The organism is Pseudomonas sp. COW5 (assembly GCF_026240005.1).
Classification (GTDB): domain Bacteria; phylum Pseudomonadota; class Gammaproteobacteria; order Pseudomonadales; family Pseudomonadaceae; genus Aquipseudomonas; species Aquipseudomonas kribbensis.
The window spans coordinates 2,752,689-2,765,601 of record NZ_JAPHVP010000001.1; the positions used below are offsets into that span (position 1 = coordinate 2,752,689).

The 12,913-nt window shown below is 61.4% G+C and carries 16 protein-coding genes; 2 read left to right on the top strand and 14 right to left on the bottom strand.

The genetic code is table 11. The features are described 5' to 3' along the window. Nucleotides 1–9: 9 nt before the first annotated feature. The 9 genes from hemW to OQ248_RS12555 all read right to left on the bottom strand — a co-directional run bounded on the left by hemW (nucleotide 10) and on the right by OQ248_RS12555 (nucleotide 6,559). The gene (hemW, locus tag OQ248_RS12515) at nucleotides 10–1,215 is read right to left on the bottom strand and encodes a radical SAM family heme chaperone HemW (protein WP_265812981.1); all 1,206 of its coding nucleotides are present in this window, start codon (nucleotides 1,213–1,215) and stop codon (nucleotides 10–12) included. Then, on the bottom strand, nucleotides 1,212–1,808 hold the full coding sequence (rdgB, locus tag OQ248_RS12520; protein WP_265812982.1) for an RdgB/HAM1 family non-canonical purine NTP pyrophosphatase: 597 nt from the start codon (nucleotides 1,806–1,808) through the stop codon (nucleotides 1,212–1,214). The genes hemW and rdgB overlap by 4 nt, the downstream gene beginning before the upstream one ends. Next, nucleotides 1,805–2,239, bottom strand: a complete 435-nt coding sequence (locus OQ248_RS12525) for a DUF4426 domain-containing protein (protein WP_265812983.1) — start codon at nucleotides 2,237–2,239, stop codon at nucleotides 1,805–1,807. The genes rdgB and OQ248_RS12525 overlap by 4 nt, the downstream gene beginning before the upstream one ends. Nucleotides 2,240–2,265: 26 nt before the next feature. Beyond that, nucleotides 2,266–2,886 carry a methionine biosynthesis protein MetW gene (gene metW / locus OQ248_RS12530; RefSeq protein ID WP_085709067.1) on the bottom strand — a complete coding sequence of 207 codons (621 nt, stop codon included), beginning with the start codon at nucleotides 2,884–2,886 and terminating at the stop codon, nucleotides 2,266–2,268. Nucleotides 2,887–2,893: 7 nt separating this feature from the next. After that, the gene (locus OQ248_RS12535; RefSeq protein ID WP_265812984.1) at nucleotides 2,894–4,033 is read right to left on the bottom strand and encodes a homoserine O-acetyltransferase; all 1,140 of its coding nucleotides are present in this window, start codon (nucleotides 4,031–4,033) and stop codon (nucleotides 2,894–2,896) included. 109 nt (nucleotides 4,034–4,142) lie between these two features. Then, nucleotides 4,143–4,433, bottom strand: a complete 291-nt coding sequence (locus OQ248_RS12540; RefSeq protein WP_265812985.1) for a DUF167 domain-containing protein — start codon at nucleotides 4,431–4,433, stop codon at nucleotides 4,143–4,145. After that, on the bottom strand, nucleotides 4,430–5,020 hold the full coding sequence (locus tag OQ248_RS12545) for a YggT family protein (RefSeq protein WP_085709070.1): 591 nt from the start codon (nucleotides 5,018–5,020) through the stop codon (nucleotides 4,430–4,432). Before OQ248_RS12545 ends, OQ248_RS12540 begins: the two co-directional genes overlap by 4 nt. Before the next feature lie 10 nt (nucleotides 5,021–5,030). Further along, on the bottom strand, nucleotides 5,031–5,849 hold the full coding sequence (proC, locus tag OQ248_RS12550) for a pyrroline-5-carboxylate reductase (RefSeq protein ID WP_265812986.1): 819 nt from the start codon (nucleotides 5,847–5,849) through the stop codon (nucleotides 5,031–5,033). 23 nt (nucleotides 5,850–5,872) lie between these two features. Continuing rightward, the gene (locus OQ248_RS12555; protein ID WP_265812987.1) at nucleotides 5,873–6,559 is read right to left on the bottom strand and encodes a YggS family pyridoxal phosphate-dependent enzyme; all 687 of its coding nucleotides are present in this window, start codon (nucleotides 6,557–6,559) and stop codon (nucleotides 5,873–5,875) included. A 56-nt stretch (nucleotides 6,560–6,615) separates the two neighbouring features. On the opposite strand from OQ248_RS12555, the gene OQ248_RS12560 reads away from it, so the two are divergent. Next, entirely contained in the window at nucleotides 6,616–7,650 is a 1,035-nt protein-coding gene (locus OQ248_RS12560) for a type IV pilus twitching motility protein PilT (protein WP_085709073.1), read from the top strand. Between the two features lie 52 nt (nucleotides 7,651–7,702). Here OQ248_RS12560 and OQ248_RS12565 read toward each other — a convergent pair whose 3' ends face one another. After that, entirely contained in the window at nucleotides 7,703–8,326 is a 624-nt protein-coding gene (locus OQ248_RS12565) for a C40 family peptidase (RefSeq protein ID WP_085709074.1), read from the bottom strand. Nucleotides 8,327–8,574: 248 nt separating this feature from the next. Between OQ248_RS12565 and OQ248_RS12570 the strand changes: the two genes are divergently transcribed. Further along, a complete protein-coding gene (locus tag OQ248_RS12570) occupies nucleotides 8,575–9,009 on the top strand; it encodes a TM2 domain-containing protein (RefSeq protein ID WP_114886089.1) in 435 nt (144 codons plus the stop codon). Between the two features lie 74 nt (nucleotides 9,010–9,083). Here OQ248_RS12570 and OQ248_RS12575 read toward each other — a convergent pair whose 3' ends face one another. The 4 genes from OQ248_RS12575 to pyrR all read right to left on the bottom strand — a co-directional run bounded on the left by OQ248_RS12575 (nucleotide 9,084) and on the right by pyrR (nucleotide 12,874). Continuing rightward, nucleotides 9,084–9,458, bottom strand: a complete 375-nt coding sequence (locus OQ248_RS12575; protein ID WP_265812988.1) for a hypothetical protein — start codon at nucleotides 9,456–9,458, stop codon at nucleotides 9,084–9,086. 612 nt (nucleotides 9,459–10,070) lie between these two features. Then, the gene (locus tag OQ248_RS12580) at nucleotides 10,071–11,342 is read right to left on the bottom strand and encodes a dihydroorotase (RefSeq protein WP_265812989.1); all 1,272 of its coding nucleotides are present in this window, start codon (nucleotides 11,340–11,342) and stop codon (nucleotides 10,071–10,073) included. Beyond that, nucleotides 11,339–12,343 carry an aspartate carbamoyltransferase catalytic subunit gene (locus tag OQ248_RS12585; protein WP_025109148.1) on the bottom strand — a complete coding sequence of 335 codons (1,005 nt, stop codon included), beginning with the start codon at nucleotides 12,341–12,343 and terminating at the stop codon, nucleotides 11,339–11,341. Before OQ248_RS12585 ends, OQ248_RS12580 begins: the two co-directional genes overlap by 4 nt. 27 nt (nucleotides 12,344–12,370) lie before the next feature. Then, nucleotides 12,371–12,874 (bottom strand): bifunctional pyr operon transcriptional regulator/uracil phosphoribosyltransferase PyrR, encoded by a 504-nt coding sequence (gene pyrR, locus OQ248_RS12590; protein ID WP_085709078.1) that lies wholly within the window; start codon nucleotides 12,872–12,874, stop codon nucleotides 12,371–12,373. Between the last annotated feature and the right edge of the window lie 39 nt (nucleotides 12,875–12,913).

The window sequence follows — 12,913 nt, forward strand, 5'->3', positions numbered from 1 at the left end:
GGGAGCCATTCAGCTCAGAAATTTCTGCAGCAAATCGTTGAGAAAGAGTTGTCCGCGCTCGGTGGCCGCCAGACGTGACGGTTCGACCTGCAACAGACCGCTTTGTTCGGCCTCACGGCGGTGTTCGTCGAGGCTTTCCAGCGGCAGGCCGGTGCGCTCGGGGTACAGGCGCGATTCGACGCCGGCAGTCAGGCGCAGGGCGTTCATCAGGAATTCGAACGGCATCTCGTCGTTGGTCAGGGCTTTCTCGCCGGCCTGGAAGCTTTTGGCCGGGTTGAGGTAGTCCTTCGGCAAGCGCGTCTTCCACGTGCGCACGATGCGCCCGTCCGGATGGCTGAGCTTGCCGTGGGCGCCGGCACCGATGCCGATGAAGTCGCCGAAACTCCAGTAATTGAGGTTATGTCGCGCCGGGCGACCCGGTTGGGCGTAAGCGGAGACTTCGTATTGCGCGTAACCGTGTTCGGCCAGCAGCGCCTGTCCGGCTTCCTGAATGTCCCACAACGTGTCGTCTTCCGGCAGCACCGGCGGATGGTTCCAGAACACGGTGTTCGGCTCCAGCGTCAGCTGATACCAGGAAATGTGCGTCGGTTTCAGCTCGATGGCCTGGCGCAGATCGCTCAGGGCATCGTCCAGCGACTGGTCCGGCAAGCCGTGCATCAAGTCGAGGTTGAAGTTATCGAACCCGGCCTGGCGCGCCATGCTGGCGGCGCGTACCGCTTCGTCGCCGTTATGGATGCGGCCGAGGGCCTTGAGCTTTTCCTGCTGGAAGCTCTGGATACCGATCGACAGGCGATTGATCCCCAGTTTGCGGTAGGCGACGAACTTCTCTTGCTCGAAAGTCCCGGGGTTGGCTTCCAGGGTGATTTCGATGTCCTCGGCAAACGGGATGCGTTGTTTCACGCCTTCCAGCAAGCGTCCCAGTGCTTCGGCACTGAACAGGCTCGGCGTACCGCCGCCAAAGAAGATCGAACTCAACTCCCGGCCGTACACCGCGTGCAGATCCTGATCGAGGTCGGCAAGCAACGCGTCGACGTATTCCTGTTCCGGCAGCACCGGGCTGGCGGTGTGGGAGTTGAAGTCGCAATACGGACATTTGCGCACACACCACGGGATGTGGATGTACAGCGCCAGGGGCGGCAGCGTCGGCAACGGCGCCCGAGGCGAGGAGGCGGCGCCACCGACGATCAGCGACGACGCGGAGGAGCTATCGGTCATTTCAAGCCCAGACGCTGGCGCAGCAGATCCATTGCACGGGCGCGGTGGCTGATCTGGTTCTTGTCGCTCGGGCTCAGCTCGGCGCTGGACACGTTACGCTCCGGCACCCAGAACAGCGGGTCGTAGCCGAAACCGTGCTCACCGCTCGCGGCGGTCAGGATACGCCCGTGCCACAAGCCTTCGCACAGAATCGGCAGCGGATCGTCAGCGTGACGCACCAGCGCCAGCACACAGACGAACTGCGCGCCGCGCTCGGCTTCAGGCACATCCTTCAAGGCGTCGAGCAGCTTGGCGTTGTTCGCCGCGTCGCCCTTGCCGTCGGCGTAGCGCGCCGAGTAGATGCCCGGCGCACCGCCGAGGAAGTCCACCGCCAGACCCGAATCGTCGGCCAGCGCCGGCAGCCCGGAGATGCGTGCGGCATTGCGGGCCTTGAGGATCGCGTTCTCGACGAACGACAGACCGGTTTCTTCCGGTTCCACGCTGCTGAACTCGCCGATCGAGCGCAGATGCACCGATTCGCCGAGCATGGCCTGGAGTTCCTTGAGTTTGCCGGCGTTATGGCTGGCCAGTACGAGTTGCTTGAGGTTCATCATTCGCCGGGGAAAAGCTCTTGGTTGAAATTGATGGTGTTGATCTTGTCGCCGTTCTGCACCTTGATTTCAAAGGTGCGGGTTTCCTGCTGTTCCACCGGGTACTGGGCGATGTAATAGATCGCGCCCTGTTCGGTGACCTGGCGGAAATTCAGGGTCACGGTCTGGCTAGTCAGATCTTTCACCGTGCCGGTGACATTGGCGGTCAGCGGCTTGCCGTCCTTGATCACCGAGACATTGATCACGCCCTGATTCTTGCTGCGGATCAGCTCGGCAGCCTTGGCGATGTCCGGTTGCAGGTAGGTCGAGTTGAAGGTGTTGTAGTGCACCGTCACGTCGCCGAAAGTTTCCTGGCGCTCGCCTTTGATGACGTCGGCAGCCATGGCCGAGAGGCTCAGGCAGGCGGCCAATAGCGCGGTAATCAAGCGTCCCATGTTCGTTCTCCTCGCAATGTCGTGGTTCAGACCGCGATTTTGTGATCCTGCAGCCCCGGGCTGCTGACGCGGTAGATACCGATCTCACCTAACAGATTAGGCCATAGCTTACTGGCCCACCCGTGGCGGTGCTGTTGATCCACGGCAAGCCGATCAATGACCTTCGCCTCACGTTCGCGGCAAAGTTCTTCAAAGTCTTCGAAGGTGCAGAAGTGGATGTTCGGCGTGTTGTACCAGGTGTACGGCAGGAACTCGGACACCGGCATCCGGCCCTTGCTCGCCAAGTACCAGCGGCAGCGCCAGTGGCCGAAGTTGGGGAAGGTGATGATGCACTGGCGACCGACCCGCAGCATTTCGTCGAGGATCTTGTCCGGGTAGTGCACGGCTTGCAGGGCCTGGGTCATCACGACTACGTCGAAGCTGTTGCTGGCGAAGTTGCCCAGGCCCTTGTCCAGGTCCTGCTCGATGACGTTGATGCCCTTGGCCACGCACTCGGCGATGTTGTCCGGGTCGTTTTCCAGGCCATAACCGGTGACTTGCTTGTGGTCGCGCAGCCAGGTCAGCAACTCGCCGTCACCGCAGCCGAGGTCGAGCACGCGGCTGCCGGCGGGGATCCATTCCTGGATGATTTCCAGATCAGCTCTCATGGCTTTCTCACAACGTGATTCGGTTCATGTAATTGCCGAACGCCTGCAAATAGCGCGGGATCGGAATCAGGAAGGCGTCGTGGCCCTGGGGGGCGTCGATTTCCAGGTAGCTGACGTCCTTGCGCGCTGCCATCAGCGCATCCACCAGTTCCCGCGATCGGGCCGGGGAGAAGCGCCAGTCGGTGGTGAACGACATCACGCAGAACTTGGCTTTTGCACCTTCGAAGGTTTTCGCCAGGTTATCGTCGAAGTTCGCCGCCGGATCGAAGTAGTCCAGCGCCTTGGTCATCAACAGATAGGTGTTGGCATCGAAGCGCCCGGAGAACTCTTCGCCCTGATAGCGCAGGTAACTTTCGACCTGGAACTCGACGCTGTGGAAGTCGTAGTTGAGTTTTTCGCTCTTCAGGCCACGGCCGAATTTCTCGCCCATGGAGTCGTCGGACAGGTAGGTGATGTGCCCGACCATCCGCGCCAGCATCAGCCCACGCTTGGGGATCACGCCCTGTTCCTGGAACGAGCCGCCGTGGAACTCGGGGTCGGTGAGAATCGCCTGACGCGCCACTTCGTTGAAGGCGATGTTCTGCGCCGACAGCTTGGGGGCCGAGGCGATGGCCAGGCAGTGGCGCACGCGATCCGGATACGTGATGGTCCATTGCAGCGCCTGCATGCCGCCGAGGCTGCCGCCGATCACCGCGGCCCACTGGCCGATGCCGAGCAGGTCGGCCAGGCGCGCCTGGCTGTGCACCCAGTCTTCCACGGTCAGCACCGGGAAGTCGGCGCCGAACGGCTTGCGGGTGTCCGGGTTGAGGCTGCTCGGGCCGGTGGAGCCGTTGCAACCACCGAGGTTGTTCAGGCTGACCACGAAGAACTTGCTGGTGTCGATCGGTTTGCCGGGGCCGATGCAGCTGTCCCACCAACCGGGCTTGCGGTCGTCGACGCTGTGATAACCAGCGGCATGGTGGTGGCCGGACAAGGCGTGGCAGATCAACACGGCGTTGCTCGCTTGCGCGTTCAGCGTGCCGTAGGTTTCGTAGATCAGGTCATAAGCGGCCAGCGAACGGCCGCAGGCCAGGGCCAGCGGTTCGCTGAAGTGCGCCGTTTGCGGCGTCACCAGACCAACAGAATCGGGGGGAAAGGCAGCTGGCATCGACCCTGCTCTCGTTGAAATGAGGCGTAAGTCTAAAGACCGCTGCCCCCAGCGGCAAGCAACGATCAGGCCTGATTTGCGCTCGTTCCCAAGCGGAGCGTGGGAGCGATCAAGGAAGAGCTAAACCGGGTAAATCCGGGAGTTTCTTCGGTGAGCAAATCTTTACCCGCTTCTGCCGGTTCAACTCACCGCTGATCAGGCTGACCTGACTCTTGGAAACCCCGAAAGCCTTGGCCAGAAACCCCATCAGATACGCATTGGCCTTGCCTTCGACCGGCGGCGCGGTCAGGCGGATCTTCAGGCGATCACCGTGCAGCCCGCAGAAAACATCGCTGCGGGCTGCCGGTTGCAGGTGACACTCGAGGATCAGGTCGTCACCGTCCCAACGGAACCAGCTCACATCAACAGGCGCAGGATTTCCGGCATCATCGTCATCGCCGCGAGGTTGTTGATCACCAGCATGTCGATCAGCTTCAGCGCGAGGAAGGCGAAGATCGGCGACAGGTCCAGGCCGCCCATGCTTGGCAGGAAGCGACGGAACGGCGCCAGGGCCGGTTCGCAGATCTGGTTCACAAGTTCGGCGCCCGGATTGTGGCTGCCCGGGGCGACCCACGACAGGATCACGCTGATGATCAGGGCGAAGAAGAAGATCTTCAGGAACAGCGCGGTCACGCCGATGATCGACCAGATGAACAGTTGCAGCGGGTTGCCGGTGGTGCCGTAGGTCAGCAGCAGGGTCAGCGCCATCAGCGCCAGTTGCACGAGGATTGCCAGCACCAGCGACGACATGTCCAGGCCGAACAGGCTCGGGATGATCCGGCGCAGTGGCTTGAGCAGCGGCTGGGTGGCCTTGACCACGAACTGGCAGAGCGGGTTGTAGAAGTTCGCCCGTACCAGTTGCAGGACGAAGCGCAGCAGCACGATCAGCAGGTACAGGCTGCCGAGGGTTTGCAGCACGTAGACCGCTGCGGTGTTCAATCCAATCATGTAAGGCTCCTTATTTGCCCAGTTGTTCGGCCATCTCGGCCGAGCGGTGCGCGGCGGCGCCGAGTGCTTTTTCCACCAGGGCTTCGAAGCCGCCGGCCTGGAACGATTTGATCGCAGCTTCAGTGGTGCCCGCTGGCGAGGTCACGCGGCGGCGCAGTTCGGCGGCGTCGACGTCGCTGGAAACCGCCATGTGCGCGGCGCCCAGCGCGGTTTGCAGGGTCAGTTGCTCGGCGGTTTCCTTCGGCAGGCCGAGTTTGACGCCGGCAGCGGTCATGGCTTCGATCAGCAGGAAGAAGTACGCAGGGCCGGAACCGGAGACGGCGGTGACCGCGTCCAGTTGCTGCTCTTCGTTCAGCCACAGGGCGATGCCCACGGCGGACAGCAGCTCTTCAGCCTGCTGGCGTTGTTCGGCGCTGACTTCGCCGGTGGCGTACAAGCCGCTCACGCCCTGACGCAGCAACGCCGGGGTATTGGGCATGCAGCGTACGATCGGCTGCTCGCCAAGCCATGCAGTCATGCTGGCGCAGGTGATGCCGGCGGCGATGGACACCACCAGTTGATTCGGTTTCAGGCTCGGGCGAATCGCTTCGCACACGGCCTTCATGGCCTGCGGCTTGACCGCCAGCACGACAACGTCGGCGCCGTCGATGGCCTGGGCGTTGTCGGCGAAGGTTTCGATGCCGTGTTCGGCGCTGACCCGGTTGCGGGTCTCTTCGCCCGGATCGCTGGCGCGGATGTGTGCGGCTTCCAGACTCTTGGCCCGCAGGCCGCCGATCAGGCTGGCGGCCATGTTGCCGGCACCGATAAAGGCAATACGCGTGTTGCTCATGTCAGGTCCTTATCTGGAAATCATCAAGATTGGGAGTAGTTGCGAGCGCCAAACAGGGCCGTACCGATACGGACCCAGGTGGCGCCCTGGGCAATGGCCGACTCGAGGTCGTGGCTCATGCCCATGGAAAGTGTGTCGAGCGGCAGATCGAGGCCGGCCTGAAATTTCCGGACGGCGGCGAATGCAGCATCCTGCTCGGCGCGATCTTCGGTCGGCTCGGGAATCGCCATCAGCCCGCGCAACTTCAAGCGCGGCAGGGCGCTGATGGCCTCGGCCAGGGCCGGCAGGTCGGCCGGGGTGCAGCCGGACTTGCTGGCTTCACCGCTGACGTTGACCTGAATGCAGATGTTCAGTGGCGGCAGATCCGCCGGACGTTGCTCGGAAAGGCGTTGGGCGATTTTCAGACGATCCACGGAGTGCACCCAGGCGAAGTGCTCGGCAATCGAGCGGGTCTTGTTCGACTGAATGGGGCCGATGAAGTGCCAGATCAAGGGCAGGTCGGCCAGTTCGAGCTGTTTGCCCAAAGCTTCCTGCAGATAGTTCTCGCCAAAGTCGCGCAGGCCGGCGGCGTACGCTTCGCGCAGGGCTTCGGCGGGTTTGGTCTTGCTCACGGCCAGCAGCTGGACGCTGTTTTCATCGCGGCCGGCGGCTTTGACGGCTGCCTTAATGCGCGAACTAACCTGGAGAATGTTGTCTGCTATCGTGGACATCAAGAGGCGCCAGCGGTCTGAAGGTTCGCGGCATTCTACTGGAATTGAGGGACGCTATGGATATCACTGAACTGCTGGCCTTCAGCGCCAAACAGGGCGCTTCCGACCTGCACCTGTCGGCCGGACTGCCGCCGATGATCCGCGTGGATGGCGATGTGCGGCGGATCAATCTGCCGGCGCTGGATCACAAACAGGTGCACGAGCTGATCTACGACATCATGAACGACACCCAGCGGGTGGAGTACGAGAAACACCTGGAAACCGACTTTTCCTTCGAAGTGCCGGGCGTGGCGCGGTTTCGGGTCAACGCCTTCAACCAGAACCGTGGCGCCGGCGCCGTGTTCCGGACCATCCCGTCGAAAGTGCTGAGCATGGAAGACCTCGCCATGGGCGACGTCTTTCGCAAGATCACCGACGCCCCGCGCGGGCTGGTGCTGGTGACCGGACCGACCGGCTCCGGCAAGTCCACCACCCTGGCGGCGATGATCGATTACCTCAACACCCACCGTCATCACCACATCCTGACGATTGAGGACCCGATCGAATTCGTCCACGAATCGCGCAAATGCCTGATCAATCAGCGTGAAGTCCACCGCGATACCCGCAGTTTCGCCACGGCATTGCGGTCGGCGCTGCGTGAGGACCCGGACGTGATCCTGGTGGGCGAGATGCGCGACCTGGAAACCATCCGCCTGGCGCTGACCGCTGCGGAAACCGGGCATCTGGTGTTCGGCACGTTGCACACCACCTCGGCGGCCAAGACCATCGACCGGGTGGTGGACGTGTTTCCGGGGGACGAGAAGTCCATGGTGCGCTCGATGTTGTCCGAGTCGTTGCTGGCCGTGGTCTCGCAGACGCTGATCAAGAAGATCGGCGGCGGCCGGGTGGCGGCGCACGAAATCATGCTGGGAACGTCGGCGATCCGGAACCTGATCCGCGAGGACAAGGTGGCGCAGATGTATTCGGCGATTCAGACCGGCGGGTCGCTGGGAATGCAGACACTCGACATGTGCCTGAAGGATCTGGTGACCAAGGGTCTGATCAGTCGCGAACATGCGCGGGAGAAGGCGCGGACGCCGGATAATTTCTAGTGGCGAAAAAAAACGCAGCCCGAGGGCTGCGTTTTTTTGTGATCTGCAAGGATCAGCGCTGAACCACGCGCATCTGCTTGCCGCCCGGTTCTTTCGGCAGCACGCGCTTGGCAACCACGTAATGCTGTTCCCAATACGGCTTGTTCAGCGTATCGATGCTCACCGCTTTGCCACGGCGCGGTGCGTGGATGAAGCGGTCGTTGCCCAGGTAGATGGCAACGTGATTGACCCGACGGCTCTTGATGTTGAAGAAAATCAGGTCGCCAGGCTTGAGATCCTTGCGCTCGACTTTCTCGCCGTGACCGCTGGCCATGGCATTCGAGGTGCGCGGCAGATCGAAAGTCGCGTCGTTGAACGCGTATTTCACCAGGCCGCTGCAGTCGAAACCTTTACTCGGGCTGCTGCCGCCCCAACGGTAAGGTGTACCGAGGACGTTCACCGCACGACTGAGGACGTTGCTGCTTTCCTTGTTTGCCATCGGTGGAACCAGCTTGCCGTGACCCTTGCTGGCGAGCGTGGTGTGTTTCGTTTGCTTGCCTTTGTTCGACGGAGCAGAGGCATGGGATTTGGGAGTGAAACCGTTGACGTTGGGAAGACGTTGCTCACGATTGGTGGCGTGGGCGGCCAGTGGCATTAATAGGCAAATAGTTAGCCATGTCTTGAAAAATGGACGCATTAGGCAGGGCTCTTATGTGTTAGCGCGCAACTTTATAACAGCTTTTTTGTCCCTTCCGAGGCCGTTGGTCGATTCAAAAGGCGGGCAACGGAACCAAACAAGCGGCAAATAGACGCAATTGTCGGACAGAAGTCAGGTGCTATAAGGCTTTGACGGACCACAAGGTAGCATTTGCCGTACGTCGGGTACCTGTAAAAAAGTCACAAAGAATTAAAGAAAATTTATCTATCGCGTGTATCGAGGTCTTCATGAACCGCTATCAACTGCCCCGCGTGAAGGAAAAGGACACCCATAGCAAGGTGATCGGTTACCTGTTGTGGATCTTCGGTTTTACCGGGTCGCACCGCTTCTATTACGGCAAGCCGGTGACCGGCACGATCTGGTTTTTCACCTTCGGCCTGCTGGGGATTGGCTGGCTGATCGACGTGTTCCTGATCCCGGCAATGGACCGGGAAGCGGACCTGCGCTTTGCGGCGGGGCCGATCGAATACAACGTGGCGTGGATTCTGCTGACATTCCTCGGTGCGTTCGGCGTGCACCGGATGTATCAGGGCAAGTGGATCAGCGGAGTGGTGTACCTGCTGACCGGCGGGTTGTTCTTTCTGGGCGTGCTGTATGACTTCTGGACGCTGAATGATCAGGTGTCGGTGCGTAATGCCGAAGGGCGGGGCGCTTTTCAGTAAGTGATGGCGAGGGGAGAACCGCCGGCGCAGTTCGTGCGCTGGCAGGCTTCCCCTTCGACATGTGGTCTTGCGCGTTATTTCAATCGCACCAAGGTTTGTATTTGGAAAACGGCAAACGTAATGGCAGTCACACCATAAAGTATTGCAATGACGGCGTGATGGGGTATCGACCAATACACAATCCTGTCCACCAAAATCACCAAGGATATTGTTGCAATCAGGTAGGCCGATATTTTCAGTAGCAGACCTGCAAACGAATTGGCGCGCGCTCGGCGTAATAAGAGAATCTGCAGTAAGTGCATTAGTGAAAGTGTCAGGAAAATAATCAGCGTTGTACCAATGGGCAGGCCAATCGAATCCTGGTGTATGTCATAAATTTCTGACTTAAGATTTTTTATTAGTATAAGTGCTCCTGCGCCAGATGTGAGTGCGAGAACGGTCAGGTACATGTAACTCAACAGTTTGCAGGTTCTGTTCATTCGTCCGCCAGTGTGCAGGTGTATTTAAAATATTGATGCTCACGGGGTGGGGTTAAGCCCAGTCTCGCTCAATCTTATTTTATGGTCGCCGATAATGTCGATCGCGACCGCCCTTAGTGATGAACGCCTCTCCTGCGCCCTGCCAATCTGCGGTTGCATAGGTTCCCCATCTGAAACCGGAGTCGACTGTAAAACCGCCAGAGTTTCCTGTTGTACCTCTGGTGATAATAGGGGGAAGCGTAAGTCCATTTTTCATGTGCTCATCCTTGTGGGTATTAGTTATCCTTCTGACGGTTTTATGTTAGTGACTCTACGTAGATATTACCTACGAGAACTTTGTAGGCTGTTTCTGATTGTTTCGCGGCTGTTTTTACAGGGTGGGTGTAAAACGTCGGAGATTTCTTTATGGCGGGTAGCCGCTTTCCTGCGCCACTTGGTGCAGATCTAACGGCAGAAGACCGGTGAGGGAGATTTGATGTTGCGAACAGTGACTTTGAGCGAAACTTTTCCAATAAGGATGTTTGTCGTTATCAAATGAAGTTCAAGAGGTAGCAGGCCATTGCAGCCTGCTACCTCCAGTCTTCATGCCTGATGGCTGATCCGGCCATCCACCAGCGTGTAGCGCACCACACCCGGCAGGCTGTGACCGAGGAACGGGCAGTTCTCGCCTTTCGACAGCCAGCTCTCGCCGGCCACGGTTGAAGCCTTCGGATCGAACAGCACGATATCCGCCGCGCCGCCGACTGCCAGCTTGCCTGCCGGCAGGCGCAGGGCCTCGGCCGGGCCGGCGCTCAGACGTGCCAGCAGGGTCGGCAGGTCCAGCAGACCATCCTCGACCAGTGTCATCGCCAGCGGCAGCAGCAGTTCAACGCTGCTGATGCCCGGCTCGGTCGCGCCGAACGGTGCCAGTTTGGCATCGCGCTCATGGGGCTGGTGATGGCTGGAGATCGCCGAGACCACCCCGGACTTCACCGCTTCACGCAGACCGTCGCGGTCGGCGCGGGTGCGCAGCGGCGGTTGCACGTGATACAGGCTGCTGAAGTCGATCAGCGCTTCGTCCGTCAGGATCAGCTGATACAGGGCGACATCCGCCGTGACTTTCAGGCCACGGGCCTGGGCCTGAGCGATCAGGGCCACGCCACGAGCGCTGGTCAGCTGACTGAAGTGCGCACGCACGCCGGTCTGCTCGACCAGCAGCAGGTCCCGGGCCAGGGCCACGGTTTCAGCGGTTTCCGGGATACCCGGCAGGCCGAGGAAACTGGCTGTCGCGCCTTCGTGGGCCAGGCCGCCGTCGGCGAGGTCGTGATCCTGGGAGTTGAAAATCACCGTCAGGTCGAACGTTGCCGCGTAGTCCAGCGCCCGGCACAGGGTGCGGGTGTTGCGGAAGCTCTCCAGGCCGTTACCGAAGGCCACGCAACCGGCGTCGCGCAAGGCAACAAGTTCAGCCAGTTGTTCGCCGTCCAGGCCTTTGCTCAGGGCGCCGATCGGGAACACCTTGGTGTTGCCGGCCTCGCGCGCACGGTCGAGGATCAGCTCGGCCACGGCGGAGGTGTCGAGCACCGGTTTGGTTTTCGGCGGGCAGCACAGGCTGGTCACGCCGCCGGCCGCTGCGGCGCGGGTTTCGCTGGCGATGGTGCCTTTGCGGCTGTAGCCCGGCTCGCGCAGGGCGACGTTCAGGTCTACGAGACCTGGAGCGGCAACAAGGCCTGTGGCGTCGATGGTTTCGACGGCGGTGAAACCGGCCGGTGCAGCGCCGAGGGCGACGATCTTGCAGGCTTCAACGTGAATATCGGTGATTTGATCCAGGCCGCTGCTTGGATCGATGACGCGGGCGCCGAGAATGCTGAGCTTCACTGGGCGTTCTCCTGCTCGAATTGGCGCTGCGCGGTTTGTCCGCTCATGGCCATCGACAACACGGCCATACGGATCGCGATGCCGTAGGTGACTTGATTGAGGATCACCGAGTGCGGGCCGTCGGCCACCGCCGACTCGATCTCCACGCCGCGGTTGATCGGCCCCGGGTGCATGACGATGCAATCGGGCTTGGCGCCGGCCAGGCGCGCGGTGGTCAGGCCGAACAGGCGGTAGAACTCGCCTTCGCTCGGCAGCAGGCCGCCGGTCATGCGCTCACGCTGCAGGCGCAGCATGATCACCACGTCGACGTCCTTCAGGCCTTCGGTCATGTCGGTGTAGACCTTCACGCCGTACTGCTCGATGCCGATCGGCAGCAGGGTTTTCGGCGCGATCACGCGGATGTCCTGGCAGCCGAGGGTCTTCAGGGCGAGCATGTTCGAGCGTGCCACCCGCGAGTGCAGGATGTCGCCGACGATGGCCACCGAGAGGTTTTCGAAGCTGCCCTTGTGCCGACGGATGGTCAGCATGTCGAGCATGCCCTGGGTCGGGTGCGCGTGACGGCCGTCGCCGCCGTTGATGATCGCCACCTGCGGGCAGACATGCTCGGCGATGAAGTGTGCGGCGCCCGAATCACCGTGGCGCACGACGAACATGTCGGCGGCCATGGCTTCGAGGTTGCGCAGAGTGTCGAGCAGGGTTTCGCCCTTGCTGGCCGACGAGGTCGACACGTTCAGGGTGATCACGTCCGCCGACAGCCGCTGGGCCGCCAGTTCGAAGGTGGTGCGGGTGCGGGTGGAGTTTTCGAAGAACACGTTGCACACGGTCTTGCCGCGCAGCAACGGGACCTTCTTCACGGCCCGGGCACCGACTTCGAGGAACGAGTCGGCGGTGTCGAGGATTTCCGTCAGCAACTCGCGGCGCAGGCCGTCGAGCGAGAGGAAGTGGCGCAGCTGGCCCTGATCATTGAGCTGCAGCGGGCGCTTGGTATCTAGAGGCGTCATCGCGAAGGGGACTCTCAATAGGGCGGATTAAAGGGCAAGGTCTTGCAGTTCGAGGGCCAGCTCCGGGCCGGACAGCTTGACCCGCTCGTGGGCGGCCAGCGACAGGGTCGCGCCGACCACGTTTGGGCGGATCGGCAGTTCGCCGGCGTCCAGGTCCAGCAGGCAGACCAGCGTCACGCTGGCCGGGCGGCCGTAGTCGAACAGTTCGTTCATGGCGGCGCGGATGGTCCGGCCGCTCATCAGTACGTCGTCGATCAGCACCAGATGCTGGCCTTCGATCTCGAAGGGCAGGGCGGACGGGCGCACTTGCGGGTGCAGGCCGTTCTGGCTGAAGTCGTCGCGGTAGAAGGAAACATCCAGCGTGCCCAACGGCGCGTCGCTGCCCAGCTCTGCGAGCAGGGCCTGGGCGACCCAGACGCCGCCGGTGCGGATGCCGATGTAACGCGGTTCGCTGATACCACGCTGGGCAAGGTGCGCCTTGAGGCGGGTCGCCATCTGGCTGATCAGATCGGCGGGATTGGGCAGGCTCATGGTTGCTCCTTCTCGGGGTCGAGCCGGTTCTCGCGAACC

What these genes read in the sequence shown, in the direction of transcription:
- OQ248_RS12575 (WP_265812988.1), bottom strand. Translation starts at nt 9,458, where the DNA reads ATGTACCTGACCGTTCTCGCACTCACATCTGGCGCAGGAGCACTTATA.
- OQ248_RS12555 (WP_265812987.1), bottom strand. Translation starts at nt 6,559, where the DNA reads ATGTCCACGATAGCAGACAACATTCTCCAGGTTAGTTCGCGCATTAAG.
- OQ248_RS12585 (WP_025109148.1), bottom strand. Translation starts at nt 12,343, where the DNA reads ATGACGCCTCTAGATACCAAGCGCCCGCTGCAGCTCAATGATCAGGGC.
- OQ248_RS12570 (WP_114886089.1), top strand. Translation starts at nt 8,575, where the DNA reads ATGAACCGCTATCAACTGCCCCGCGTGAAGGAAAAGGACACCCATAGC.
- rdgB (WP_265812982.1), bottom strand. Translation starts at nt 1,808, where the DNA reads ATGATGAACCTCAAGCAACTCGTACTGGCCAGCCATAACGCCGGCAAA.
- pyrR (WP_085709078.1), bottom strand. Translation starts at nt 12,874, where the DNA reads ATGAGCCTGCCCAATCCCGCCGATCTGATCAGCCAGATGGCGACCCGC.
- hemW (WP_265812981.1), bottom strand. Translation starts at nt 1,215, where the DNA reads ATGACCGATAGCTCCTCCGCGTCGTCGCTGATCGTCGGTGGCGCCGCC.
- OQ248_RS12535 (WP_265812984.1), bottom strand. Translation starts at nt 4,033, where the DNA reads ATGCCAGCTGCCTTTCCCCCCGATTCTGTTGGTCTGGTGACGCCGCAA.
- OQ248_RS12565 (WP_085709074.1), bottom strand. Translation starts at nt 8,326, where the DNA reads ATGCGTCCATTTTTCAAGACATGGCTAACTATTTGCCTATTAATGCCA.
- OQ248_RS12545 (WP_085709070.1), bottom strand. Translation starts at nt 5,020, where the DNA reads ATGATTGGATTGAACACCGCAGCGGTCTACGTGCTGCAAACCCTCGGC.
- proC (WP_265812986.1), bottom strand. Translation starts at nt 5,849, where the DNA reads ATGAGCAACACGCGTATTGCCTTTATCGGTGCCGGCAACATGGCCGCC.
- OQ248_RS12525 (WP_265812983.1), bottom strand. Translation starts at nt 2,239, where the DNA reads ATGGGACGCTTGATTACCGCGCTATTGGCCGCCTGCCTGAGCCTCTCG.
- metW (WP_085709067.1), bottom strand. Translation starts at nt 2,886, where the DNA reads ATGAGAGCTGATCTGGAAATCATCCAGGAATGGATCCCCGCCGGCAGC.
- OQ248_RS12560 (WP_085709073.1), top strand. Translation starts at nt 6,616, where the DNA reads ATGGATATCACTGAACTGCTGGCCTTCAGCGCCAAACAGGGCGCTTCC.